The sequence below is a fragment of the Stenotrophomonas cyclobalanopsidis genome (genome assembly GCF_008710035.1).
Classification (GTDB): domain Bacteria; phylum Pseudomonadota; class Gammaproteobacteria; order Xanthomonadales; family Xanthomonadaceae; genus Stenotrophomonas; species Stenotrophomonas cyclobalanopsidis.
On the sequence record NZ_VYKI01000003.1, the window covers coordinates 47,670 to 71,224 of the forward strand.

Here is a 23,555-nt window from a genome sequence, read left to right on the forward strand (position 1 = left end):
TTTCCATGTCCGAGTCCCCCGCCCCGCGTCCTTCCCGCCCGCTGCCGCCGGTAGCCATCGTGATCGGCGTGCTGTTCTTCTTCGGCCTGCTGGGGCTGATGATCTACGGAGTGATGAAATCGGGCGACCCGCAGCGCGACGTGCTGCCGTCGGCGCTGATCGACAAACCGGCACCGGCCTTCGCCCTGCCGGTGCTGCACGACCCCAGCATGACCGTGCGCAGCGAAGAGCTGCGCGGCGCGCCCTACCTGCTGAACGTGTGGGGCAGCTGGTGCGCGGCCTGTCGTGAGGAACACCCGGTGCTGACCCGCTTCGCCGAAAGCAAGCGCGTGCGCGTGATCGGCTACAACTGGAAGGATGAACCGACCGACGCCCTGCACTGGCTGGAAACGCTGGGCAACCCGTTCATGGTCGTGCTGAGCGATGTTGAAGGCCGCACCGCCATCGACTGGGGCGTGACCGCCGCGCCGGAAACCTTCCTGGTCGACGGCAGTGGCATCGTGCGCTGGAAGTACAGCGGCGCGATGACCCAGCAGGTGGTGGACGAAAAGCTGATCCCGGCGCTGCAGAAGATCGAGAAGGCCCAGGGCAATGCCGATGCCGGCCTGCACGGCAATCCATAAGCGCGGCCGCGGGCTGCTGCTTGCGCTGCTGATGGCCGCAGCGCTGCCGGCACTGGCCCAGCAGCCGCTGCACGACCCGCGCCCTCTGGCGTTCCGCGACGCGGCTGAAGAAGCCCGATTCCACGACCTGGCCGCGCAGCTGCGCTGCGTGCAGTGCCAGAACCAGTCGCTGGCCGATTCCAACGCACAGATCGCCCAGGACCTGCGCCGCGAGGTGCTGCAGCTGATGCAGCAGGGCCACGACGACGCGCAGATCAAGCAGTTCCTGGTGGCACGCTACGGCGAGTTCGTGCTGTACCAGCCGCCCCTGCAGCCGGGTACCTGGCTGCTGTGGGGCGGCCCGCTGCTGCTGCTCGGCGCCGGTGGCGTGGTGGTGCTGGGCATCGTCCGCCGCCGTGGCCGCAACGTGGCGCCGGCACCGGCCTGCAACGCCGATGAAGGAGATGGCTGGTGAGCAACGCATTGCCGGTGTTGGCTGGTCTGGTGGCTGCGCTGATGGCCGCACTGGTGCTGTGGCCGCTGCGCCAGCAGGGCCGTCGCGGTTTCATGCTGGGCGTGCTGGCACTGGGCGTGGTCGGCGCCTGCCTGTACGTGCTGGTGGGCGATCCGCGCGCCGCACGCATGCAGCCAACACCGTCGGTGGCCACCCTGCGTGATGGCGTGAGCGCCCTGCAGCAGGCACTTGAGCGCGATCCGCAGCGTGCCGATGGCTGGGCGCTGCTCGGCCGTTCGCAGAGTGAGCTGGGCAACACCGCTGCAGCGGCCGAGGCCTTCGCCCGCGCCGTGGCCCTCGCCCCGGATGATGCCGGCGTGCTGGTGGAAGCCGCGCAGGCACGCGCGCAGGCCGATGCCGGCAAACAGTTCGATGACACCGCGATGGACTGGCTGCAGCAGGCCCGTCGCCTGGCCCCCGATGCCGAACGCGCCAGCTGGCTGCTCGGCATCGCCCTGCGCCAACGCGGCCGCGATGCCGAGGCGGCCGATGTCTGGAGCAGCCTGCTGCCGCGCGTGGAGCCCGGTGCCGCGCAGGCGCTGCAGGCGCAGATCGCCATCGCCCGCGAGGCCGCTGGCCGGGCAGCAGACGCACCTGCGGTAGAATCGCCCGCCCTGCTGCAGGTCCGCGTGCAGCTGCCCAACGCGGTGAAGCACGGCGACTGGCCGGCGACCACCCAGGTCTTTGTACTCGCGCGCGCCGTCGGCGGCCCGCCGATGCCGGTGGCCGCACGCAGGCTGCCGCTGGCCGGTTTCCCGGCGAGGGTCGGCCTCGGTGACGGCGACAGCCCGATGCCGACTGCGCCGCTGTCCGCGCATGCCGACGTGGAGGTGCTGGCGCGCATTTCGCGCAGTGGCAGCGCCAACCGCAGCGAAGGCGACCTGCAGAGCGAGGTGGTGCGGGTGACATTGCCGCATGACGGCGTGGTGGAGCTGCGGTTCCCTTGACCTGCAGCCGAGCATGGGCTCGGCTCTACAGTAGATCCACGCCATGCGTGGATACCGGCCCCAATGGAAACCAGCGTGTCGCCTGCTGCACAGGCGGCCCCGCTAGAATGCCCGCATGACCGAATTCATCCCGCCCGGCACCCGCTTCCATGCCCTGCCCTCGCCGTTCCCGTTCAAGCGCGGTGGCGCCCTGCACGGAGCACGCGTGGCCTACGAGACCTGGGGCACGCTGGCCGCCGATGGCCGCAACGCGATCCTGATCGTCACCGGCCTGTCGCCGGACGCACATGCCGCCGCCAACGCCGACAACCCGGCCCCGGGCTGGTGGGAAGCGATGGTCGGCGCGGGCAAGCCGATCGACACCGACCGCTGGTTCGTGGTCTGCGTCAATTCGCTGGGCAGCTGCAAGGGCTCGACCGGCCCGGCCTCGCTGAACCCGGCCACCGGCGAGCTCTATCGCCTCGACTTCCCGGAACTGTCGGTGGAAGACGGTGCACGCGCGGCCATCGAGGTCGTGCATGCGCTGGGCATCGAACAGCTGGCCTGCGTGGTCGGCAATTCGATGGGCGGCATGACGGCGCTGGCAGTGCTGATGCTGCAGCCGGGCATCGCCCGCAGTCACATCAACATTTCCGGCAGCGCGCAGGCATTGCCGTTCTCCATCGCCATCCGCTCGCTGCAGCGCGAAGCCATCCGCCTCGACCCCAAGTGGAATGGCGGGCGCTACACCGAAACCGACTATCCGGAATCGGGCATGCGCATGGCACGCAAGCTGGGCGTGATCACCTACCGCTCCGCGCTGGAATGGGATGGCCGCTTCGGACGTGTGCGACTGGATTCGGACCAGACCGATGATGATCCGTTCGGGCTGGAATTCCAGGTGGAAAGCTACCTCGAAGGGCATGCACGGCGCTTCGTGCGCTTCTTCGATCCGAACTGCTACCTGTACCTGAGCCGTTCGATGGACTGGTTCGACCTGGCCGAGTATGCCGACGGTGACGTGCTGGCCGGGCTGGCGAAGATCCGTATTGAAAAGGCGCTGGCCATCGGCGCCAACACCGACATCCTGTTCCCGGTGCAGCAGCAGCAACAGGTCGCCGACGGTCTGCGTGCCGGCGGTGCCGATGCGCAGTTCATCGGCCTGGACTCACCGCAGGGCCACGACGCATTCCTCGTCGATTTCGATCGCTTCGGCCCGGCCGTGCGCGGCTTTCTCGACGGGCTCTAAGTGTCCTGGCGGCGCAACCTGGCGCTTGCCGCGTTCGGCGCGCTCATCGCGCTGACGGTCAGCGGCGTGCTGCCGCTGTGGCTGGGTGGCTGGTGCCTGCTCGCCAGTGCGCTGTCGTTCGGGCTGTACGGGCATGACAAGCGGGCGGCACAGCGCAGGCAGTGGCGCATTCCCGAACGTACGCTGCAGCTGCTGGCCTTTGCCGGTGGCTGGCCGGGCGCGCTGCTGGGCCAGGCGCTGTTCCGGCACAAGCACCGCAAGGCGGAATTCCAGTGGGTGTTCTGGCTGTGCGTGCTGGCCAACGTGGCGTCGATCGCGGTGATGCTGCGCGAGTTTTCGCGATAACCAACCGCCGTGGGCACGACACCTGTAGAGCCGAGCCCATGCTCGGCTCCGTGCACAAAGGCAGCCGAGCATGGGCTCGGCGCTACAGGTGATCCACGTCATGCGTGGATGGACCGGCCAATGGCCGGCACCACCGCGATCAGGTTTCCCGCTCCAACACGCCGTCACGCAACCGGTACTGCGCATCGACCACGCCGTCCGGCAGGTCGTCGTGGGTGATCATCAACAGGCTGCGTCCCTCCAGCAACCCAGCCAGATCCTGCAGCAGCGCATGCGCGGTATCCACGTCCAGGCCTTCGGTCGGTTCGTCCAGCAGCAGGATCGGTGCGTTGCGAAGCAGCGCGCGCGCCAAGGCCAACCGCCTTGCCTGGCCGGCCGACATCGTCGCGCCGTTCTCGCCCACCCAGGTCTGCAGGCCGCCGTTGCGCTCGGCCCACTCACCCAGGCGCACGCGGCGCAGCACTGCCCACAGCGCTTCATCGCTGGCGTCCGGATCACCCAGCCGCAGGTTCTCGGCCACCGTGCCGGCGAATACCGGCGCGTTCTGCGGCAGCCATGCCAGCTGCCGGTGCCAGTCTTCCTGGGCGAAGTCGCGCAGGTCACGACCACCATAACTCACTCGTCCCTGCTGCGGATCCCACAGGCGCAGCAGCAGGCTCGACAGCGTGGTCTTGCCACTGCCGCTGTCGCCGCGGATGGCGATGCGCTCACCCGGCGCCAGGCTCAGCTGCAGGCCGGCCAGTACCGGCCGCGCTGCGCCCGGCCAACGGAAATGCACGTTTTCCCACTGCACGGCCGCGGCGCTGGACACTGCCTGCGGCGCTGCCGGATCCTCCACCGTCGGCGTCTGCTCGACGATGGACTGCAGGCGATCCGCGGCGATGCGGCCGGACTGCAGCGACTGCCAGGCCAGGCCCATGCCCGCCCACAACTCGATCATCGCCACGGTCAGGAACACCAGGCCGGCGGCCATTTCCGCGGGAATGCGCTGCTGTTCGGCGGCCTGCAGGGCCAGCGCCAGCATCGCCACCAGACCCAGCCCGGCCACCAGGCCGTGCAGGGTCGAGGCGGCGATCAGCCGCCAGCGTCGACGCCGGTCGCGCGAGGCCAGCTGCTTGGCTGCCACCCGCACCTTCAGCTGCCACGCGGCGTCGGCATGCAGCGCGGCCAGGTCGCCCGCACCCTCCAAGCCTTCGAATGCAGCCGTCCGCAGCGCAGCGCGATGCGCGGCACGATCGGCTTCTTCATTGTCATGCCCACGCACGCCCAGCCACGGCACGCCGAAGCCGATCAGCAGCGCCAGCACGGCCAGCAACACGGCGGCCGAGGGCAGGATCATCGCCGCCGCGCCCATCGCCACCAGCGACAGCGCACCCAGCGCCACCAGCGGCCCGATGGCGCGCACCAGCAGGCCGTCGACCTCACCGATGTCGCCCAGCAGACGCGCCAGCAGGTCGCCGGTGCGCGTGACCCCCAGCCGCGCTGGTGCCAGCGGCAGCGCGCGCCGGAAGAACCACACGCGCAGGTCGCGGGCGATGCGCAGGGTGGCATCGTGGCCGACCAGCTTTTCGAAATAGCGCGACACGATGCGCGCCATGGTCAGCCCGCGGATGCCGGCCGAAGGCGAGAAGAAGTTGAAACCCTGCGCCAGCCCTGCCGCACCGGCCAACGCGGCGGCGGTGAGGAAACCACCGGACAGGCCCAGCAGCGCGGTGCCGGCCAGCATGGTGATCCACAGCAGCAGCACCGTCAGCAGCAGGCGCGGCCGGTGGCGCAGGAACACCGCACGCAGCGAATCGGTCGAACGGCTCATGCGCGCACCGCCTGTGCCGGGTCGACCAGGCGCCCTTCGGGCAGCAGCAGGCAACGGTCGGCCCAGGCGATCACCACCGGGCTGTGGGTGGCCACCACCACGCTGCGGCCACGCGCATAGGCGGCCAGGCTGCGCAGCAACGCGGCTTCGGTATCGGCATCGAGGAAGGCGGTGGGCTCGTCCAGCAGCAGCACCTGCGGGTCGCGCAGCAGCAGCCGGGCCAGGCCGATGCGCCGGGCTTCGCCGCCGGACAGGCCGAAGCCGCGCTCACCGATCACGGTGTCCAGCCCATCGGGCAGGCGCTGGGCGAACTGCAGCACCTGCGCCGCCTCCGCCACCGCGCGCAGGCGTGCATCGCTGGCCGCGGGGTCGGCCAGGCGCAGGTTGTCGGCAATCGAGCCATGGAACAGGTAGGGACGCTGGCTGGCATAGGCCACCTGCACGCCAGGGCGCAGCTGTACCCGCCCCGCACGCGGCGGCAGCCACCCGGCCAGCGCTTCCAGCAGCGTGCTCTTGCCCGAACCACTGGGGCCGACAAGCGCAAGCCGCTGCCCGGGCTCCAGCCGCAGGTCCACGCCCTGCAGTACATCGTGCGGGGCACCAAGCGGACGCAGCACCAGACCCTGCGCCTGCAGCGGCGGCAAGGCGGCCTCGGCCGGCTCCACCGCCAGCGGTGCCAGCGGCACCTCGGCCATCATCGGTTCCTCGGGCAGCGACAGCAGCAGGCGCTCGACTTCGGCAGCGGCGGCCAGTGCATTGGCGCGGTCGTGGTAATGCGCAGCCAGCCGTCGCAGCGGTGCATAGAACTCCGGCGCCAACAGCAGGCAGAACAGGCCCGCACCCAGCGTCGGCACCGTCGCATGCAGGGACATCAACCCCAGGTAGCTCAGGCCGAGGTACAGCGCGACCATGGCCACGCTCACCGAGGCGAAGAATTCCAGCACCGTGGAGGACAGGAAGGCGATGCGCAGTACCTTCATCGTGCGCACGCGCACCCCTTCGGCAGCGGCTTCGATGCCGGCCAGTTCGGCCTCACCCCGCCCATACAGGCGCAGCAGGCCCAGCCCCTTGATACGGTCGGCGAAGTGGCCGCTCATGCGTGCCAGTTCACCCAGCTGCGCGCGACCGGCGGCCTCGGCGCCCCAGCCCACCAGCATCATGAAGAACGGCACCAGCGGCGCGGTGAACAGCAGGATCAGCGCCACCACCCAGTCGACCCAGGCCACCGCGGCCAGGATCAGCAGCGGTACCACCACCACTTCGGTGCGCACCGGCAGGAAACCGCTGTAATAGCTTTCGATGGCATCGCCGTGGTGCAGCATCAGCTCGCCCAGTTCGCCGGTGCGGCGCTGGCGCAGCCACAAGGGGCCGTGGCCGAGCAGGCGCGCGAATACGCGTTCACGCAGGGCCAGCCGGGCCGCATCGGCGACGTCCCCGGCGGCGGCCTGGGTGGCGCTGCCCAGCAGCGTGCGCAGCACCAGGATGACCGCCAGCGCTGCCAGCACCGGCAGGCCGCTGGCCAGCGGCGCGCGCTCCACCAGCACCGTCTGCACCAGCCAGGCGATCGCGGCGGCCTGGCCGATCAGCAGGGCGCCGGACAGGCTGATGCACAGCGCCGCCAGCCGCTGGCGGCCGCGCGCGGCATGGGCCAGGCCGGCCAGCCACGCTGTGCGGGCACGCCGTTGCAGGGTCGATTCTTCGTCAGCGGTACGGGGCTCGGCGGCGGTCGGTTCGGCAGCGCTCAAGGTCTTCACAGGCAACGGGGATGCTCGTCATTGTAGGCGCAGGCAACAGCGAGCCCCTGCGGCGGTCGGTCGCAGTGGTCACCGGAAAGGCATACCATCCCCTTGGGTTCCCATTCATACATTGATCTGGATCAAGGCTGTTTGAAGTAGTCGGTCACATCATTCACCCGTAGACCACCCTTCCCGCCACCCGCAACGGCACTATCCACGAGGTAGCCAGGCCATGATTGATCAGACAGTCGTAGAACTGTCGCGGCTGCAATTCGCTCTGACCGCGATGTATCACTTCCTATTCGTACCGCTCACGCTTGGCCTGTCCTTCCTGGTGGCCATCATGGAGAGCGTGTACGTAATGACCCGCAGACAGGTCTGGCGGCAGATGACCCTGTTCTGGGGCACGCTGTTCGGCATCAACTTCGCCATCGGCGTGGCCACCGGCCTGGTGATGGAATTCCAGTTCGGCATGAACTGGTCGTACTACAGCCACTACGTGGGCGATATCTTCGGTGCGCCGCTGGCCATCGAGGGCCTGATGGCCTTCTTCCTCGAAGCGACCTTTATCGGCCTGTTCTTCTTCGGCTGGAAACGCCTGAGCCCGGTCAAGCATCTCACCGTCACCTGGCTGATGGCGCTGGGCACCAACCTGTCGGCGGTGTGGATCCTGATCGCCAACGGCTGGATGCAGAACCCGACCGGTGCGGTGTTCAATCCCGACACGATGCGCATGGAAGTGGTGGACTTCGCCGCGGTGCTGTTCAATCCGGTGGCGCAGGCCAAGTTCGTGCATACCGTCAGCGCTGGCTACGTAACCGGTGCCATCTTCGTGATGTCGATCAGCGCCCTGTACCTGCTGCGCAACAAGCACAAGGACATGGCCCGTCGCTCGTTCGCGGTGGCTGCGGCGTTCGGCCTGCTGTCGTCGCTGTCGGTGGTGGTGCTGGGTGACGAGAGCGGTTACGCCGCCAGCGAGCACCAGAAGATGAAGCTGGCCGCGATCGAAGCGATGTGGGAAACCGAACGCGCGCCGGCCGACTTCACCGCTTTCGGCATTCCCAACCAGACCACCCAGCAGAACGACTACGCGATCAAGATCCCGTATCTGATGGGCCTGATCGCTACCCGTTCGTTGAACCAGCCGATCCCCGGCATCCTGGAACTGGTGGACCGCGCCGAGCACCGCATCCGCGGTGGCCAGCTCGCCTATGGCGCACTGGAACGCATCAAGAAGGACAAGACCGATCTGCAGGCGCGCGAGATGTTCGACCGCCACTGGCAGGACCTGGGCCATGGCCTGCTGCTGAAGCGTTATCGCGAGGACATCCTCAACGCCACGCCGGAAGAAATTTCCAAGGCCGCGATGGATACTGTGCCGCGCGTGGCCCCGCTGTTCTGGACGTTCCGCATCATGGCGGGCCTGGGCTTCTACCTGATCGCCTTCTTCGCCCTGGCGTTCTATTTCTCCTGCCGCAACAACTTCCAGGACAAGCGCTGGTTCCTGAAGCTAGCTGTATGGAGCCTGCCGGCCCCGTGGATCGCGATCGAGTGCGGCTGGTTCGTGGCCGAGTACGGCCGCCAGCCGTGGGCGGTGGATGGCGTGCTGCCCACTTTCTACGCGGCATCGGGCCTGGCCCTGCATGAAATCCTGACCACGCTGGCGGTGTTCACCTCGCTCTATACGGTGCTGCTGGTCATCGAGATCAAGCTGATGCTGAAGGCGGTCCGCACCGGCCCGGACGACATCCTGCCGACGCTGCAGGCCGACATCCGCCCTGTTTCCCCCACTGCAGCCGCCGCCGCACAGGCCTGAGGCAGGAGAACCCAGATGGAATTCATTGCACTTGATTACACCACGCTCCGCGTGATCTGGTGGCTGCTGCTCGGCATCCTGCTGATCGGCTGGGCGGTGATGGACGGTTTCGATCTTGGCGTCGGCACGCTGCTGCCGTTCGTTGCGAAAACCGATGAGGAACGCCGGCGGGTGATCAACACCGTCGGCCCGGTCTGGGAAGGCAACCAGGTCTGGCTGGTGCTGGGCGGCGGTGCGATCTTCGCCGCCTGGCCGCCGCTGTATGCGGTCAGCTTCTCCGGCTTCTACCTGGCGGTGTTTGCGATGCTGTTCGGCCTGATCCTGCGGCCGGTCGGCTTCAAGTACCGCAGCAAGATGCCGTCCAGGCGCTGGCGCGACAACTGGGACCGCGTGCTGTTCGTCGGTGGCCTGCTGCCGGGCCTGATTGCCGGCGTGGCGGTGGGCAACGTGCTGCTGGGCGTGCCGTTCCACTTCGATGACACCCTGCGCGTGACCTACACCGGTTCGTTCTTCGGCCTGCTCACGCCGTTCGCGCTCATCGCCGGACTGGTCAGCGTGGCCATGCTGGTCTCACACGGTGCAGCCATGCTGGTCATCAAGACCGACGGACCGGTGGCCGAACGTGCGGCACGCTACGGCAGCATCGCCGCGTTCATCAGCTTCCTGCTGTTCGCCGCCGCCGGCGCCTGGGTGGCCTTCGGCCTGCCGGGCTACCAGATCACCTCGCAGGTGGTGACCGACGGCCCGACCAACCCGCTGCTGAAGACGGCGGCGATCGGCACGGCTGCCGGTGGCTGGCTGCGCAACTACAGCAGCATGCCGGCCACGATCGTGTTCCCGGTGCTCGGCCTGCTCGGTGCGCTGGCCAGTGCGGTGCTGCTGCGTGCACGCCGCGGCGGCCTGGCCTTCATCGCCTCGGGCGCCTCCATCGCCGGCATCATCCTGACCGTCGGCTTCGCCATCTTCCCCTTCCTGCTGCCGTCCTCCAGCCAGCCCACCTCCAGTCTCACCGTCTGGGACAGCTCGTCCAGCCACCTGACGCTGTGGATCATGCTGCTGGCCACGGCCATCTTCCTGCCGATCATCCTCGCCTACACCACCTGGGTGTACCGCGTGCTGAAAGGCAAGACGACGGTCGAAGAAATGGGTGACAACCCGAACGCGTATTGATGGATTGCATCCGTGCCGACCAACGGTCGGCGCCCACCGCGAGCAACAGGTGCCGAGCAATGGTCGGCACCTGCCCCGAATGAAGGAGATACGAGCATGTGGTATTTCGCCTGGATCCTCGGCACCGGCCTGGCCTCCGCCGTGGCCATCCTCAACGGCATGTGGTTCGAATCGCGCGAGCGGAACCGCCTCGAGAAAGAAAACAGTCGCTGAGCCGTAAAAAAAACCTTGCCGCCTTGGCCTTCACACGGTATCTTAGGCGGCTCCTTCGGGGTGTAGCTCAGTCTGGTAGAGCGCTACGTTCGGGACGTAGAGGTCGCAGGTTCGAATCCTGTCTCCCCGACCACTTCGGTGGTCGCATTGAAGCCTGGTGAAGTCTTCCAGGCTTTTTTGTTCCCTGAAGGATTCCATTGCTTCGGCAGTGTGAAGAAACACCGTTTACCCCTTGCCGCCATCGGGGTGAATGGATAGAATAGGCGGCTCCCTTCGGGGTGTAGCTCAGTCTGGTAGAGCGCTACGTTCGGGACGTAGAGGTCGCAGGTTCGAATCCTGTCTCCCCGACCACTTCAGTGGTCACCAAGAAGCCTGGAAGACGACAGTCCTCCGGGTTTTTTTATGCCTGTCGCCCGGCGGCAATCCCGCTCGGCCCCGCCCCTTACAATGGACACACTTTCCCCCATCCCTGCACCGGCCTGGCCCGGTGCCGGCGCTGCACGCCCAAGACGCCGCGTGCGCCACCTGCAAGGAGCCGCCGCATGACGTCCCCGACTTCGCCCTCACCCTCGCTGCTGCACGGCCGCCTGCTGGCGTTCGCCGCCATCCTGCTGGCGGCGGTCAACCTGCGTACCGCGGTCACCTCCATCACTCCGCTGCTGGACGTGCTCGGCCACCATTTCGGCTTCGGCACCACCATGACCGGCGTGCTCGGCATGCTGCCCACCGCCTCGTTCGCGCTGTTCGGGGTGGCGACCCCGGCCGTGGCCCGGCACCTGGGCCTGGAGCGCACCACCCTGCTGGCGATGACGTTGGCCATGGCCGGCCTGCTGCTGCGCTCCAGCGCCGGCAACGTCGGCACGCTGCTGCTGGGTTCGGTGATCGCGCTGGCCGGCATGGGCATCGGCAACGTGGTGGTGCCGCCGCTGGTGAAGCGCTACTTCGCCAACAAGGTCGGCACGATGAGCACGCTGTACATCAGCGTGCTGCAGCTGGGCACGATGACCCCGGCGCTGCTGGCGGTGCCGGTGGCCAATGCCGCGGGCTGGCGCGTGTCGCTGGGCATGTGGGCACTGCTGGCGCTGGCCGCCGCCCTGCCCTGGCTGATGCTGGCCCGCCGCGCGCCGAAGCCGGTGCAGGACGGCAGCGATCCGACCGCGCAGCCGCACGGCAGGGTCTGGCGCACGTCGCTGGGCTGGAGCATGACGCTGATGTTCGGCATGACCTCGCTGATGACCTATTCGATGTTCACCTGGCTGCCGCGCATCGTGGTCGAGGCCGGTGCCACGCCGGCGTTCGGCGGGGTGATGGTGGCGGTGTTCTCGGCGCTGGGCCTGCTGCCGTCACTGGTCATTCCGTCGCTGGCGGTGCGCCTGCCGAATCCGTTCCCGCTGGTGCTGATCGGTTTCTTCGCCTTCGTCATCGCCTTCACCGGCCTGCTGCTGGCACCGCTGAAGGCGCCGCTGCTGTGGGCGGCGCTGCTGGGCGTAGGCCCGTCGACGTTCCCGCTGGCCCTGACGCTGATCAACCTGCGCACGCGCACCCCGACCGGGTCGGCGGCGTTGTCCGGCTTCATGCAGGGCGTGGGATACAGCTTCAGCTGCCTGGGGCCGTTCCTGGTGGGCTGGCTGCATACGGTGAGCGAGGGCTGGACGCTGCCGTTCGGGTTCCTGTTTGGCTGCGCGGCGCTGATGCTGGGGGCGTCCTGGGTGGCATGCAAGCCGCGGAAGCTGGAAGACCTCTGGTGACCCTTGCCGGTAGAGTCGTGCTTGCTCGACTGCTCCGACCGAATCCAGTCGAGCTAGCTCGACTCTACACATCGCATCGGCAGCTGCTGACGTAGCGTGTCCAATCATGACGCGGAGGGGCTGGCTTTCCTGGTGGCGCCAGACCGTAGGCCATCGGGCGGCAGCGACCGCCCGGCGCCCGAGGCGCTGCTGGAAGCGCCAAAAAGTGCTTTTTTTTCAGGAAGTTGCGACTCGTTTGACCGGTCTGGCGGGACTATTGCGTCTTGGCTGTAACGACAGGCACTGGCCGCCTTGGAGTGGGGTCGGATACAGTTGGCATGTGATGTGCGTCACACTTTCAGCACATTGATGAAAGGATGCTAAGGGGGTTTCATGATTGTCCACCGTCCGCTGGCGCTCTGCGTCGGCCTGGCCTGCGCCGCGCTGGCGTTCGGGGCCCATGCCGCTTCGCCGCCACCCGCCGCCAGCCGCGCTGACCGGCTGGCTGAAATCGGCCACTACCGTGACCAGGCCCGCTGGGTCGATGCCCTGGCCGCCATCGAGCGCTCGCAGCTGCAGGAGCCCAACGATCCGCTGCTGTACAAGCTGCAGGTCCTGACCCTGGGTGATATCGGCAACGCCGACCGCGCCTGGCGCCTGTACCAGGCGCGGCCCGACCTGTTCGATGCCGACCAGAAGGCACGACTGGAAGCGAACTACATCGCCAAGCGGGTGAACTGGAGCCTGGCCTACGGCCAGAGCGAGGACAGCCGCCTGGACGAAGCCGAAGCCTCGCTGGCGGAAATGGAGCGGTACGTGCAGCGCGATGGCACGCCGCTGGCGCAGGCGCCGTTGCGCATCCGCATGGACCGCCTGATCCTGCTCAACCGCCTGTCCCGCCATGCCCAGGTGCGCGATGAAGCGCGCGCCCTGCAGCAGGCGGGCCATGCCCTGCCGGACTACGTGCTGCCGGCAGTGGGCGATTCGATGATGGCCACCCAGCACCCGGACGAGGCGATTCCACTGCTGGAAGCGGCAGTGAAGAACGATCCTTCGCGGTTCCAGTCGCGTTCCGAACTGGCCTACGCCTACCTCGAGACCGAGCAGGCCGAGAAGGCCATCGGCTACCTGGAAACGTGGCAGAAGGACGAACCGGCATGGCGCTGGGGCGGCGGCAAGAGCCCCTACGCGAACTGGGCGCGCTATGAGGCCGACCTCAACCTGTCGATGATCCGCGCCTACAGCGGCGATTTATCCACCGCGCAGCGCGAGCTGGAAGCGATGGTCGAGGTCGGACCCGGCAATGGCGGGCTGCAGACCGCACTGGGCAGCGTCTACCAGATGCGCGGCTGGCCGCGACGGGCGCTGGAGCGCCACCGGATGGCCTACACCCTGGACCCGCGCGATGTCTCGCCGCGGATCGGCATGTACGAATCCTATGTGCAGCTGCAGCGCGACGACCTCGCGCGGCCGCTGCACGACGATCTGCTCGAGCGCTACCCCAACCAGCCCTCGGTGCAGCGCATGGACCGCGACTGGCGCGCGCACCGCGGCTGGCAACTGCAGGCCACGATGGAAGGCGGCCGCAGTTCCGGCGGCGGCGGCAGTTCGCCGCTGGGCAACGACGACCTGCATTACGGCACCGAAGTAGCCTCACCCATCCTCGACGACCGCTGGCGCCTGTTCGCCTTCGCCGACCGTCGTTCGGTGACCTTCCAGGACCAGAAGATCAACCCGCTGTGGATGGGCGCGGGTGCACGCTACCGCTTCGGCCGCGTCGATGCCGAGGCCGCCGTGCTGCGCCCCAACGACAGCATCGGCGACACCGGCCTGCGCGGCGGCTTCGGCTGGCAGTTCAACGACCAGTGGCACGCTGGCGTGACCGCCGCGCGCAACGATCCGGAAGCCTCGATGCAGGCGCGCGTGTCGGGCATCACCGCCGACAGCGTGGCGGTGGCGGTTGACTACACCCGCAACGAGCGCACGCACTGGAGCCTGGGTGGCAGCCAGTTCCGCTACGACGACGGCAACCGCCGCGACACCCTGAACACCGCGATCGAACAGCGCCTGCTGACCCGCCCGCGCGTGGTGGTCGACGGCCTTGGCAGCCTCTACACCAGCCGCGGCTCGCTCGACGATGCGCCCTACTTCAATCCCTCGCGCGACCGCTCGGTGGAAATCGGCCTGCGCATCGACCAGCAGCTGTGGCGCCACTACGAGCGCCACTTCCGGCACCGCCTGACGGTGTCGCTGGGCGACTACTGGCAGGAAGGGTTCGGCAGTTCGCTCATCCCCACGGTGGCCTATCGCCACGAGTGGCAGTTCGGCCAGGGCAGGATCTTCGAATACGGCGTGAGCTGGTCGCGGCCGGTCTACGACGGCCAACGTGAACGTCACATCGGCTTCGATGCCGCGCTGCGCTGGGGAGAGTGAGATGGAACGGATGCTTCGAAACCTGATGACCGTGCTGCTGCTGGGGCTGGTGCTGCTGGCCCTGCCGGCCGCTGCCCAGGAGCGCGACCTGGATTCGGCCGACAACGGCCTGCTGGTGCTGAGCTACCACGACATCCGCGACGATGTGCGTGAGAAGGGCGATGCCGATGCCTACGCGGTCAGCACGCAGAACTTCGCTGCGCACCTGGACTGGCTCAGCGCGCACGGCTACCACCCGATCGCGCTGTCGCAGCTGATCAAGGCCTCGCGCGGCGAAGCCCAGCTGCCGCCGCGGCCGGTCCTGCTGACCTTCGATGATGGCCTGCGCAGCGTCTACAGCCGCGTCTACCCGCTGCTGCGCGCCTACAACTACCCGGCGCTGGTGGCGGTGATCACCGACTACGTCGACATGGCCCCGGGCCGCACCATCGACTACGGCTACCGCCCGTTCGGCCACGATGATTTCCTGACCTGGCACCAGCTGCGGGAGATGCAGTCCAGCGGCCTGATCGAACTGGCCAGCCATACCGACAACCAGCACCATGGCGTGCAGTCCAACCCGCAGGGCAACCAGACCCCGGCGGTGATCACCCGCGCCTACGATCCGCAGACCCAGCACTATGAGACCGCGCAACAATACGAAAAGCGCCTGCGCGACGATCTCGCGCTGAGCGTCAAGCGCATCCAGAAGGAACTCGGCGTCACCCCGAAGGCAATCGTTTGGCCGTATGCGGCCTACAACAAGCTGAGCAACGACATCGCCGAACAACTGGGCATGCCGGTGTCGTTCGACCTGGAAGGCCGCAGCACGCCGGTCACCTCGGACCTGCACGGCCTGGCCCGCCTGCTGGTGACGAACAATCCGAACGTCAGCTCGTTGGCCTTCGAACTGCGCCGCAATGTCAGCCTGGATGGCACGCGTGCGCTGCAGATCGACATGGATGCGGTCTACGACCCGGACCCGGCACAGCTGGCCCGCAACCTCGACAGGCTGATCGACCGCGTCAAGAAGGTGGGCCCGACCCACGTCTATCTGCAGGCCTTCGCCGACCCCGATGGCAACAACACGGCCGACGCGCTGTACTTCCCCAACCGGCACATGCCGATGCGCGCGGACCTGTTCAACCGCGTGGCCTGGCAGCTGAAGACCCGTGCCGGGGTGAAGGTCTATGCCTGGCTGCCGGTGCTCGGCTATGAGCTGCCGGATGCGGCGCAGCGCACCGCGCTGGGCATCGCCAGCCCGGAACGCGACGGCATGTACCGGCTGGACTTCACCAAGCCGCAGGCGCGGCAGATCATCAAGGATATCTACGAAGACCTGGCGATCAATTCGTACTTCGAAGGCCTGCTGTTCCATGACGACGCCTACGTGCGCGACACCGAACTGGCCCAGCTGCCGCAGGAAGGCGCCGATGGCGGCCGTACCCAGGCGCTGATCGACTTCACCCTGGAGCTGCGCGACACCGCCCAGCGCTGGCGGCCGAAGCTGGGCACCGTGCGCAACCTGTACGCGCAGCCGGTACTGGAGCCGCAGAGCGCCAGCTGGTTCGCCCAGCGCCTGGACCTGTTCAACCAGGCCTATGACCGCACCGCGCTGATGGCGATGCCGTGGATGGAAGGCAGCAAGCACCCCGAGCGTTGGCTGGACCGGCTGGTCACGGCGGTGCGCGCGCACGATCCCGACCTGAAGCACACGATGTTCGAGCTGCAGACCGTGGACTGGCGCACGCAGACGCCGATCAGCGGCCAGCGCCTGCGCGCGCAGGTCCGCCGGCTGCAGGCACAGGGCGTGCGCCATTTCGCGTGGTACCCGGACGATTTCATCGCCGACAAGCCATCGACCACGGACGCGCGCGCCGCGATGTCCGCGCGCAACTTCCCGTACCCGGAGAAGTGACATGGACATGAGCCCCTGGCTGTATGCCCTGTTCCAGTTCGCCTTCTTCTACCCGATGGTGATGGCGTTCTTCTGGATGTCAGGCGGCCTGTACTACTTCTTCCGTCGCGAGCGGAAGTCGCGACCGCGCAACGATCCGCCGCCGATGGACAGCTACCCGTTCGCCACGCTGCTGATTCCCTGTCACAACGAAACGGACAACCTGGACGACACTATCGGCGCGGCACTGGCGCAGCGCTATCCGGATTTCGAAGTGATCGCCATCAATGATGGCAGCAGCGACGACACCGGCGCCCGCCTGGACGCGCTGGCCGCCCTGCACCCGCGCCTGCGCGTGGTGCACCTGGACCGCAACCTGGGCAAGGCCAACGCGCTGCGCATGGGCGCCCTCGCCTCTCGCTCGGAGTACCTGGTGTGCATCGACGGCGATGCGATGCTGGAAGAGTTCGCCATGCACTGGATGGTCTGGCACCTGACCAGCGGCCCGCGCGTGGGCGCGGTGACCGGCAACCCGCGCATCCGCAACCGCTCCACCCTGCTCGGCCGCCTGCAGGTGGCCGAGTTCTCCTCGATCATCGGCATGATCAAGCGCGCGCAGCGCGTGTACGGGCGCATCTTCACCGTGTCCGGGGTGATCGCCGCATTCCGCCGCACGGCCCTGCACCGCATCGGCTACTGGGCCGACGACATGGTGACCGAGGACATCGACATCAGCTGGCGCCTGCAGCTGGACCACTGGGACATCCGCTACGAACCCAACGCGCTGTGCTTCATCCTGATGCCGGAAACGCTGAAGGGACTGTGGCGGCAGCGCCTGCGCTGGGCGCAGGGCGGCGTGGAAGTGCTGCTGCGGCACGGCGCATCGTTGTTCAGCTGGCGCAAGCGACGCATGTGGGGCGTGCTGCTGGAGTACATCCTCAGCGTGTTCTGGGCGTACACCATGCTGCTGATCGTGGTGCTGTGGGCGCTGGGCAAGTTCATGCCGCTGCCGGCCCCGCTGTACATCGAGACGCTGCTGCCGCAATGGCACGGCGTGATCCTGGCGCTGGTCTGCCTGCTGCAGTTCGCCAGCAGCCTGATCATCGACCGCCGTTACGAAACCCACATTGGACGCAACTACTTCTGGGTCATCTGGTACCCGATGGCGTACTGGTTGATCAGCCTGTTCACCACCCTGGTGGCGCTGCCGAAGACGCTGTTCAAGCACCGCGGCAAGCGTGCCACCTGGGTCAGCCCTGACAGGGGGATCCGATGAACGCCGTACGTGACACGACCGGGAAGAAGTCGTCCAGCCGCTTTGATTCGCGGTTGATCCAGAAGTCGCGCCAGCAGCCGCGCCTGCAGCGCACGGCCTGGGGCTTCGTGACCCTGGCGTTCTGGGGTTTCTACTTCTACCTGTGGGCACCGCTGGTGACCCTGGTGTCCTGGCTGCTGGGCGGGCACCTGGCCTACGTGCAGCTATACCAGCACAGCCAGCACGTGGATCCGTTCGTGATGATCGCGCTGCCGGTCATCCTGGTCTGCTGCTCGCTGCTGCTGATCGCCTGGGCGGAATACAACCGCTACCGGTTTGGCGGCAAGGAACGGCGCGCACCGCGCGAGGATTCCAGCCGCGAGGACATCGCCCGCGCACTGGGTGCGAGCGATGCGCTGGCCGAGCAGCTGATGCATGCGAAGGCAGTGACACTGCACATGGATGACAACGCACGGCCGGTGGGGATGACGCGGCAGCCGCTGTAGTAAGGGCCAGGTATTTTTTGCAGGGCTTGCAGCCCTGCACCTGCGGTAGTGCCGGCCGCTGGCCGGCAACCTCACGATCAAGAGCAGCATTCCTTGGGATGGCGGGGCGGTGGCTGCCGGTGGGTGCCGACCGTTGGTCGGCACATCTGTCAGATATCGAATGAATTCATACGTGTCGACCAAGGTCGACACCTACCAAAGCAGAACGCCGTTCCGACAACTCGCAGGAAACTGTCGAAGGCGGGGTGGGTCCGGTTGAGGCGGCGTGAGCCGCATGGATGCGGCGACCGAGCTTACATGGGTGAGGGCGCTTTGCTTGCGAAGCACTGCTTCGCAAGCGCCCGAACGCACAGCCGCCAGCGGCTGGGCCGGGCCCCGGAGGGGGACTTGCAGCGTCCCCCTCAACTGGACCCACCCCGCCATCCCACGGAATGCCAGCTGTTGCTGTTGCTTTTGCCGGCCAGCGGCCGGCACTACCGGCAGGTGCAGGGCTGCAAGCCCTGCAAACAAGACCCTCATCCACGCATGGCGTTGATCTACCCCATCGCCTGCCACCACTGCGCCAGCAGCTCCGGCCTGCGCAACCGCTCGCGCCACCAGCGCAATGCCGCACCATCCTCACCCGTGCGCCACGCCAGCCAGAACGTCTCCTCCGGCTTCGGCTCCTCCACCTCGCGGATGACCAGCTGGCCGCGCGCCACCGCTGCGCGCGCGCAGGGCCCGGGCAGGAAACCGAATCCAACACCCTCGCACTGCAGCTTCAGCTTGCTGGCCATGTCCGGCACCGTCAGCATTTCCTGGCCCATCAACAGGCCCACCGTGCGTGGCAGCAAGCGGCGCGCGGAATCGGACACGGCGATGGCGCAGTGCTCAGCCAGCTGCTCGCGGCCCAGTGCGCCCGGCACCTGCGCCAGCGGATGATCCGGTGCCACCGCGAACACGAAATCGACGCTGCCCAGCGGCTCCACCACATAGCCGCCACCACTGGGCCCCTCGCCCGCTGCCGCCACCAACAGGTCGGCGCGACGGTCCAGCAGCGCCTCCCAGGTGCCCGACAGCGCTTCGCCGAACAGACGCAGGCGCGTCGGCGCTTCGATGCCACGGAACGCAGCAATGTCCGGACCAAGCAGCCAGGTCGGGAACATCGAATCCACCGCCAGGCTCAGCTCGGCCTCCCAGCCGGAGGCCACCCGGCGCACCCGCAGCTCCAGATCGCGGGCGGCGCGCAGCAGGTGGCGACCTTCGTCCAACAGGGCGCGACCGGCCTCGGTCAGCTCGGCGCGGGGGCCGACCCGGTCGAACAGCTGCACGCCCAGGTCCTCTTCCAGCTTGGCCACGGTGTAGGAGATGGTCGAGGGCACCTTGTGCAGGGCCTTGCCGGCGGCGGCAAACGAGCCGCGGCGGTCGATGGCATCCAGGATCTGCAGGGCATCGAGGCTGAGCTTGAGCATTCGAAATTTTCGATGATGACTTTCAGAACTATCCGTTTTTCAAACCCGGGGGGCAAGCGGATACTTCTCTCCAACGCGGAAACACAGCTGCCACCGGCCCACCCCGCCCATCGAAACCATCGAACAAGGAGAAATCATCATGCTGCAGATCCGCAAGAGCGCTACCCGTGGCCTGGCCGAGCATGGCTGGCTGTCTTCCCGCCACACCTTCTCCTTCGCCGGCTACTACGATCCGCGCTACGTCAGCTTCGGCCCGCTGCGCGTCATCAACGAAGACAAGGTCATCGGCGGCCAGGGCTTCGGCACCCACAGCCACAGCAACATGGAAATCATTTCCTACGTGCTGGGCGGTGCGCTGGAGCACAAGGACTCGATGGGCACCGGTTCGGTGCTGCGCTACGGCGACGTGCAGGTGATGAGCGCCGGCAGCGGCGTCAGCCACAGCGAGTTCAACCACTCGGCCGCCGATCCGGTGCACTTCCTGCAGATCTGGGTCTTCCCGGACAGCGAGAACATCGAACCCTCCTACCGCGAGACCCACTTCGCGCCGGAGACCAAGCGCGGCCAGCTGCGCCTGATCGCCTCGCCGGACGGTGCCGACGGTTCGCTGCGCATCCAGCAGGATGCCCGCATCTACGCCACCATCCTCGATGGCAGCCAGAAGCTGCACCACGCCCTCGGCAACGGTCGTGGCGCCTACGTGCAGGTCGCCCGTGGCCAGCTGCAGGTCAACGGCATCACCCTCGATGCCGGCGATGCACTGCAGGTCAGCGCCGAAGCACAGCTGACCCTGGAGAACGGCAACGACGCGGAAGTGCTGGTGTTCGACCTGCCGCTGTAAGCGCTGCGCCGTAGCATGCAGCGAGGCCCGCGATGCCCACCGGTATCGCGGGCCTCTGCATGTTTGGCGGGCGGGCCTGCATTCGTATTCGCTGCGGGATCACACGAATGGCACTTGCCCAAGCCAACTGAAAACGTTTCCATAGCATGGATTCTCCGGAGCCTCCCCCGCGCATGACGCCCTCTTCCCCGCGTGCCCAGCAGCACGCCACCCGCGCCGCCTTCCTCATTCCCGGTTTTGCCACCGCCGCCTGGGCACCGATGGTGCCCTATGCCAAGGCCAAGGCCGGCCTGTCCGATGCCAGTCTGGGCGCTGTGCTGCTGTGCCTGGGCCTGGGCTCGCTGCTGGCCATGCCGCTGGCCGGCGCATTGAGCGGACGCCTGGGCTGCCGCCGCCTGATGGTCATCACCACCGCGCTGATCCTGCTGGCGCTGCCGCTGCTGTCGCTCGCGCCCACACCGTTGGCACTGGGCGCGGCGCTGTTCCTGTTCGGCGCCGGTGTGGGCGCGATGGACTGCACGATGAACATGCAGGCAGTCGCGGTCGAACGCGATGCCGGCCGCGCGATGATGTCCGGCTTCCACGCGTTCTACAGCATCGGCGGCTTCATCGGTGCCGGCTGCATGACCGGCCTGCTGTTGCTGGGCACGCCGCTGTGGATGGCGGCCCTGCTCTCGGTGGCCGCACTGCTGGTGGTGACGCTTCTGGCGGCACCGCACTGGCGTGCGCAGCGCATTGCCCATGACGGCCCGATGCTGGCCATTCCGCATGGCGTGGTGCTGTTCATCAGCGTGCTGGCCTTCATCGTGTTCCTGGCCGAAGGCTCGATGCTCGACTGGAGCGCGGTGTTCCTGGCCGACGTGCGGCAGGTGCCGCGCGACCAGGCCGGTGCCGGCTTCGCGGTATTCACGCTGGCGATGACCGCCATGCGCTTGTTCGGCGATGGCATCGTCGAGCGCCTCGGCCGCACGCCGACGATCGTCATCGGCGGCATCACCGCGGCGACGGGCTTCGTGCTGGCCACGCTGGTGCCCTCCTTCGCGGTGGCACTGGTCGGCTACGTGATGGTCGGCCTAGGCTGCGCCAACATCGTACCGGCGCTGTTCTCGATGGCCGGCCAGCAGCGCGCGATGCCGGAGAGCATCGCCATCACCGCGGTCACCACGCTGGGCTACGCCGGCATCCTCGCCGGCCCGGCGGCCATCGGGGGGCTGGCCCATCTCACCACTCTGGGCATCGCGTTCCTGTGCGTGGCCGCGCTGCTGCTCGGCGTCGCCGCCTCGGCCCGCGCCCTCGCCCGCCGCCTGCCGTAAACAGGAAGAATACGGTCAGCTGCGGCTGGGCGCAGCCGCAGCGGTGTCGCGCACCAGCCACTCGGCCTGGGCGGGCAGCTGCGGTGCCGGGCAGGTCGCGCGCGGGTGGTGTTCGTCCTGCGCCATCCAGTCATCGACCACCCCGGCCAGCAGATCCAGGCGCAGCGGCAGGGTGATGTGGTCTTCGCCGCGCATCTCGATGTAGTGCGCGCGCGGATTGGCCTGGGCCAGTTCGCGGCCCTGGCTGACCGGAATGTGCTGGTCGCCCTGGCCGTGCAGCAGCAGCACGCAGGCGCGGGTGTCGGCCAGCGCGCGGGCCACGTCCACCTGGTCCAGGTCGACATCGATGCGGCGGCTGGCCGCGGCGATCACCTGGTTGATGTCCTGACCGCCGTAGCGCCAGCGCGCGTAGGACGCGACCGCCTGCGCCTTCAGGCCTTGCGGCTGCAGCGCCATCAGGTGCGGGATCATCGTGCGGATCGCCACGCCGGCATTGGCGAAAGATTCCATCGCCACCACGCCGGCCACCTGGTCGCCCAGCTTGTCGGCGGTGAACACTGCGGTGGCCGCGCCGTAGGAGACGCCGAACAGATACAGCGGCCCGGTCACTTCGCCACTCGCGCGCAGTTCGCCGATCACATCGACCACGTCGTCCGATTCGTAGGTGCCGTAGCCGGACGGGCCATGCCCGGACTGGCCATGGTTGCGCAGGTCCAGGGTGACCACGCGGTAGCCCGATTCGGCCAGCTGCAGCGACCACGGCAGCATCGAATCACCATTCATCATCCAGCCGTGCAGCAGCACCACGGTGCCGCGCGGCGCCTGTGCACGGAACGGCTGCGGCACGGTGAGGCTCAGCCCGGTATCCAGCGGCTGGCCGTTTTCATGGCGCTGCGGCAGGTAGTGGTAGCGGGCGCCGTAGTCGCCCGGGTCGAACGCACGCCAGAAGATCGGCACGCCATCGCGGCCCGGCAGGAAACCGTGGCGGTTGGGAAGCTCGGCGATGGCCGCGGCGATGCGCGGCTGGTCCAGCAACGTGGACACGCCACCGGGCGCGATCAGCTGGTCGCTGAGCGAGGTGGACGAGGCGGTGATCGAAGATGAGCATGCAGCCAGCCACAGGCCGGCGCACGCCAGCAACAGCACTAGCGGGCGCTTCATGGGCAATCGGGGAAAAAGTGCGACAGCGTGGCAGGTTAGCGGCCGCGACCGGCGCCATCTATCGCAGATCGATGACGGGTTGATGACACGCCGGGATCGATTCAGCTTCGTTCGATGTCGCCTATGGACAAAGCATTGATCCGGATCGAGGAACACGCCGGCGCGTTTGCCGACAGTGCGGCCATGCGCACCGCGCTCAGGTTCATCCTTGTCCTGGCCGCCGCGACCGGTGCGGCCTGGGCCATTGCCCACAGCACGCCGTACTGGTTCGCGCCGCGCCAGCATGCCGTGGTCGACATCCACGATCCAGCCTTGATCGCGCGCGGCCAGTACCTGTCGCGTGCGGCCGACTGCGCCGCCTGCCACACGGCTCCCGTCGGCAAAGCCTTTGCCGGCGGGCTGGGAATGCAGACGCCGATGGGCACGATCCATTCCAGCAACATCACCCCGGACCCGGAGCGCGCAGTCCGCCGCGGCACCCGCCATGACGGCCAGCCGCGAACCACCACTGGCCCACCAGGTGATGCCCGAGCAGGATGCGGTGGACATCGCCGACTACTTCATCCACCAGCCTCGACCGGATTCCGCCGGCAAGGGCAAAGACTGGC

The 23,555-nt window shown here is 67.8% G+C and carries 19 protein-coding genes, 2 tRNA genes and 1 pseudogene; 18 read left to right on the plus strand and 4 right to left on the minus strand.

Translation table 11 applies throughout. The features are described 5' to 3' along the window. Window positions 1-5 precede the first annotated feature (5 nt). The 5 genes from FJU31_RS03490 (at window position 6) to FJU31_RS03510 (ending at window position 3,636) form a co-directional block, all read left to right on the plus strand. On the plus strand, window positions 6-623 hold the full coding sequence (locus FJU31_RS03490; RefSeq protein ID WP_079222496.1) for a DsbE family thiol:disulfide interchange protein: 618 nt from the start codon (window positions 6-8) through the stop codon (window positions 621-623). Next, window positions 592-1,077 (plus strand): cytochrome c-type biogenesis protein, encoded by a 486-nt coding sequence (locus FJU31_RS03495; RefSeq protein WP_425473617.1) that lies wholly within the window; start codon window positions 592-594, stop codon window positions 1,075-1,077. Before FJU31_RS03490 ends, FJU31_RS03495 begins: the two co-directional genes overlap by 32 nt. Beyond that, window positions 1,071-2,063 (plus strand): tetratricopeptide repeat protein, encoded by a 993-nt coding sequence (locus FJU31_RS03500; protein ID WP_150453505.1) that lies wholly within the window; start codon window positions 1,071-1,073, stop codon window positions 2,061-2,063. The genes FJU31_RS03495 and FJU31_RS03500 overlap by 7 nt, the downstream gene beginning before the upstream one ends. A gap of 115 nt (window positions 2,064-2,178) precedes the next feature. Then, on the plus strand, window positions 2,179-3,291 hold the full coding sequence (metX, locus tag FJU31_RS03505) for a homoserine O-acetyltransferase MetX (RefSeq protein WP_150453506.1): 1,113 nt from the start codon (window positions 2,179-2,181) through the stop codon (window positions 3,289-3,291). Then, the gene (locus FJU31_RS03510) at window positions 3,292-3,636 is read left to right on the plus strand and encodes a DUF1294 domain-containing protein (protein ID WP_150453507.1); all 345 of its coding nucleotides are present in this window, start codon (window positions 3,292-3,294) and stop codon (window positions 3,634-3,636) included. It begins immediately after the preceding gene. Window positions 3,637-3,775: 139 nt separating this feature from the next. Here the strand turns inward: FJU31_RS03510 and cydC are convergent, their stop codons facing one another. Both cydC and cydD read right to left on the minus strand, forming a co-directional pair. Continuing rightward, window positions 3,776-5,449 carry a thiol reductant ABC exporter subunit CydC gene (gene cydC, locus FJU31_RS03515; protein ID WP_150453508.1) on the minus strand — a complete coding sequence of 558 codons (1,674 nt, stop codon included), beginning with the start codon at window positions 5,447-5,449 and terminating at the stop codon, window positions 3,776-3,778. Then, window positions 5,446-7,194 carry a thiol reductant ABC exporter subunit CydD gene (cydD, locus tag FJU31_RS03520; protein ID WP_150453509.1) on the minus strand — a complete coding sequence of 583 codons (1,749 nt, stop codon included), beginning with the start codon at window positions 7,192-7,194 and terminating at the stop codon, window positions 5,446-5,448. The genes cydC and cydD overlap by 4 nt, the downstream gene beginning before the upstream one ends. 223 nt (window positions 7,195-7,417) lie before the next feature. On the opposite strand from cydD, the gene FJU31_RS03525 reads away from it, so the two are divergent. The 10 genes from FJU31_RS03525 to pgaD all read left to right on the plus strand — a co-directional run bounded on the left by FJU31_RS03525 (window position 7,418) and on the right by pgaD (window position 18,181). Continuing rightward, window positions 7,418-9,001 carry a cytochrome ubiquinol oxidase subunit I gene (locus tag FJU31_RS03525; RefSeq protein WP_150453510.1) on the plus strand — a complete coding sequence of 528 codons (1,584 nt, stop codon included), beginning with the start codon at window positions 7,418-7,420 and terminating at the stop codon, window positions 8,999-9,001. Window positions 9,002-9,016: 15 nt separating this feature from the next. Next, complete coding sequence (gene cydB / locus FJU31_RS03530; protein ID WP_150453511.1) at window positions 9,017-10,171, plus strand: cytochrome d ubiquinol oxidase subunit II; 1,155 nt, start codon at window positions 9,017-9,019, stop codon at window positions 10,169-10,171. A 96-nt stretch (window positions 10,172-10,267) separates the two neighbouring features. Beyond that, window positions 10,268-10,384: a cytochrome bd-I oxidase subunit CydX gene (cydX, locus tag FJU31_RS03535; RefSeq protein ID WP_150453512.1), complete on the plus strand. Its 117-nt coding sequence runs from the start codon at window positions 10,268-10,270 to the stop codon at window positions 10,382-10,384. A gap of 56 nt (window positions 10,385-10,440) precedes the next feature. Further along, window positions 10,441-10,517, plus strand: a tRNA-Pro gene (locus FJU31_RS03540). A gap of 141 nt (window positions 10,518-10,658) precedes the next feature. Then, a tRNA-Pro gene (locus FJU31_RS03545) sits at window positions 10,659-10,735 on the plus strand. Window positions 10,736-10,926: 191 nt separating this feature from the next. Further along, entirely contained in the window at window positions 10,927-12,132 is a 1,206-nt protein-coding gene (locus FJU31_RS03550; RefSeq protein WP_150453513.1) for an MFS transporter, read from the plus strand. Between the two features lie 372 nt (window positions 12,133-12,504). Continuing rightward, window positions 12,505-14,544 carry a poly-beta-1,6 N-acetyl-D-glucosamine export porin PgaA gene (gene pgaA / locus FJU31_RS03555; protein WP_150453514.1) on the plus strand — a complete coding sequence of 680 codons (2,040 nt, stop codon included), beginning with the start codon at window positions 12,505-12,507 and terminating at the stop codon, window positions 14,542-14,544. Window positions 14,545-14,554: 10 nt separating this feature from the next. Continuing rightward, complete coding sequence (pgaB, locus tag FJU31_RS03560; RefSeq protein WP_425473624.1) at window positions 14,555-16,441, plus strand: poly-beta-1,6-N-acetyl-D-glucosamine N-deacetylase PgaB; 1,887 nt, start codon at window positions 14,555-14,557, stop codon at window positions 16,439-16,441. Between the two features lies 1 nt (window position 16,442). Next, the gene (gene pgaC / locus FJU31_RS03565; protein ID WP_150453516.1) at window positions 16,443-17,696 is read left to right on the plus strand and encodes a poly-beta-1,6-N-acetyl-D-glucosamine synthase; all 1,254 of its coding nucleotides are present in this window, start codon (window positions 16,443-16,445) and stop codon (window positions 17,694-17,696) included. Next, window positions 17,693-18,181 carry a poly-beta-1,6-N-acetyl-D-glucosamine biosynthesis protein PgaD gene (gene pgaD, locus FJU31_RS03570; protein WP_150453517.1) on the plus strand — a complete coding sequence of 163 codons (489 nt, stop codon included), beginning with the start codon at window positions 17,693-17,695 and terminating at the stop codon, window positions 18,179-18,181. The genes pgaC and pgaD overlap by 4 nt, the downstream gene beginning before the upstream one ends. Before the next feature lie 536 nt (window positions 18,182-18,717). Here the strand turns inward: pgaD and FJU31_RS03575 are convergent. Next, window positions 18,718-19,632: a LysR substrate-binding domain-containing protein gene (locus FJU31_RS03575; protein WP_150453518.1), complete on the minus strand. Its 915-nt coding sequence runs from the start codon at window positions 19,630-19,632 to the stop codon at window positions 18,718-18,720. A gap of 139 nt (window positions 19,633-19,771) precedes the next feature. Here FJU31_RS03575 and FJU31_RS03580 point away from each other — a divergent pair, with 139 nt between their 5' ends. Continuing rightward, window positions 19,772-20,473 carry a pirin family protein gene (locus FJU31_RS03580; protein ID WP_150453519.1) on the plus strand — a complete coding sequence of 234 codons (702 nt, stop codon included), beginning with the start codon at window positions 19,772-19,774 and terminating at the stop codon, window positions 20,471-20,473. A gap of 173 nt (window positions 20,474-20,646) precedes the next feature. Then, entirely contained in the window at window positions 20,647-21,786 is a 1,140-nt protein-coding gene (locus tag FJU31_RS03585; RefSeq protein WP_150453520.1) for an MFS transporter, read from the plus strand. Between the two features lie 15 nt (window positions 21,787-21,801). On the opposite strand, the gene FJU31_RS03590 is transcribed toward FJU31_RS03585, so the two are convergent. Beyond that, entirely contained in the window at window positions 21,802-22,947 is a 1,146-nt protein-coding gene (locus FJU31_RS03590) for an alpha/beta fold hydrolase (RefSeq protein ID WP_150453521.1), read from the minus strand. 183 nt (window positions 22,948-23,130) lie between these two features. Here FJU31_RS03590 and FJU31_RS19395 point away from each other — a divergent pair. Beyond that, a pseudogene (locus tag FJU31_RS19395) lies at window positions 23,131-23,445 on the plus strand (alcohol dehydrogenase); the annotation flags it as partial. Between the last annotated feature and the right edge of the window lie 110 nt (window positions 23,446-23,555).

Excerpts from the sequence above, each read along its gene's own strand:
- FJU31_RS03490 (WP_079222496.1), top strand. The coding sequence starts at position 6 with ATGTCCGAGTCCCCCGCCCCGCGTCCTTCCCGCCCGCTGCCGCCGGTA.
- FJU31_RS03495 (WP_425473617.1), top strand. The coding sequence starts at position 592 with ATGCCGATGCCGGCCTGCACGGCAATCCATAAGCGCGGCCGCGGGCTG.
- metX (WP_150453506.1), top strand. The coding sequence starts at position 2,179 with ATGACCGAATTCATCCCGCCCGGCACCCGCTTCCATGCCCTGCCCTCG.
- cydC (WP_150453508.1), bottom strand. The coding sequence starts at position 5,449 with ATGAGCCGTTCGACCGATTCGCTGCGTGCGGTGTTCCTGCGCCACCGG.
- FJU31_RS03525 (WP_150453510.1), top strand. The coding sequence starts at position 7,418 with ATGATTGATCAGACAGTCGTAGAACTGTCGCGGCTGCAATTCGCTCTG.
- cydB (WP_150453511.1), top strand. The coding sequence starts at position 9,017 with ATGGAATTCATTGCACTTGATTACACCACGCTCCGCGTGATCTGGTGG.
- cydX (WP_150453512.1), top strand. The coding sequence starts at position 10,268 with ATGTGGTATTTCGCCTGGATCCTCGGCACCGGCCTGGCCTCCGCCGTG.
- FJU31_RS03550 (WP_150453513.1), top strand. The coding sequence starts at position 10,927 with ATGACGTCCCCGACTTCGCCCTCACCCTCGCTGCTGCACGGCCGCCTG.
- pgaA (WP_150453514.1), top strand. The coding sequence starts at position 12,505 with ATGATTGTCCACCGTCCGCTGGCGCTCTGCGTCGGCCTGGCCTGCGCC.
- pgaB (WP_425473624.1), top strand. The coding sequence starts at position 14,555 with ATGCTTCGAAACCTGATGACCGTGCTGCTGCTGGGGCTGGTGCTGCTG.
- pgaC (WP_150453516.1), top strand. The coding sequence starts at position 16,443 with ATGGACATGAGCCCCTGGCTGTATGCCCTGTTCCAGTTCGCCTTCTTC.
- pgaD (WP_150453517.1), top strand. The coding sequence starts at position 17,693 with ATGAACGCCGTACGTGACACGACCGGGAAGAAGTCGTCCAGCCGCTTT.
- FJU31_RS03575 (WP_150453518.1), bottom strand. The coding sequence starts at position 19,632 with ATGCTCAAGCTCAGCCTCGATGCCCTGCAGATCCTGGATGCCATCGAC.
- FJU31_RS03580 (WP_150453519.1), top strand. The coding sequence starts at position 19,772 with ATGCTGCAGATCCGCAAGAGCGCTACCCGTGGCCTGGCCGAGCATGGC.
- FJU31_RS03585 (WP_150453520.1), top strand. The coding sequence starts at position 20,647 with ATGACGCCCTCTTCCCCGCGTGCCCAGCAGCACGCCACCCGCGCCGCC.
- FJU31_RS03590 (WP_150453521.1), bottom strand. The coding sequence starts at position 22,947 with ATGAAGCGCCCGCTAGTGCTGTTGCTGGCGTGCGCCGGCCTGTGGCTG.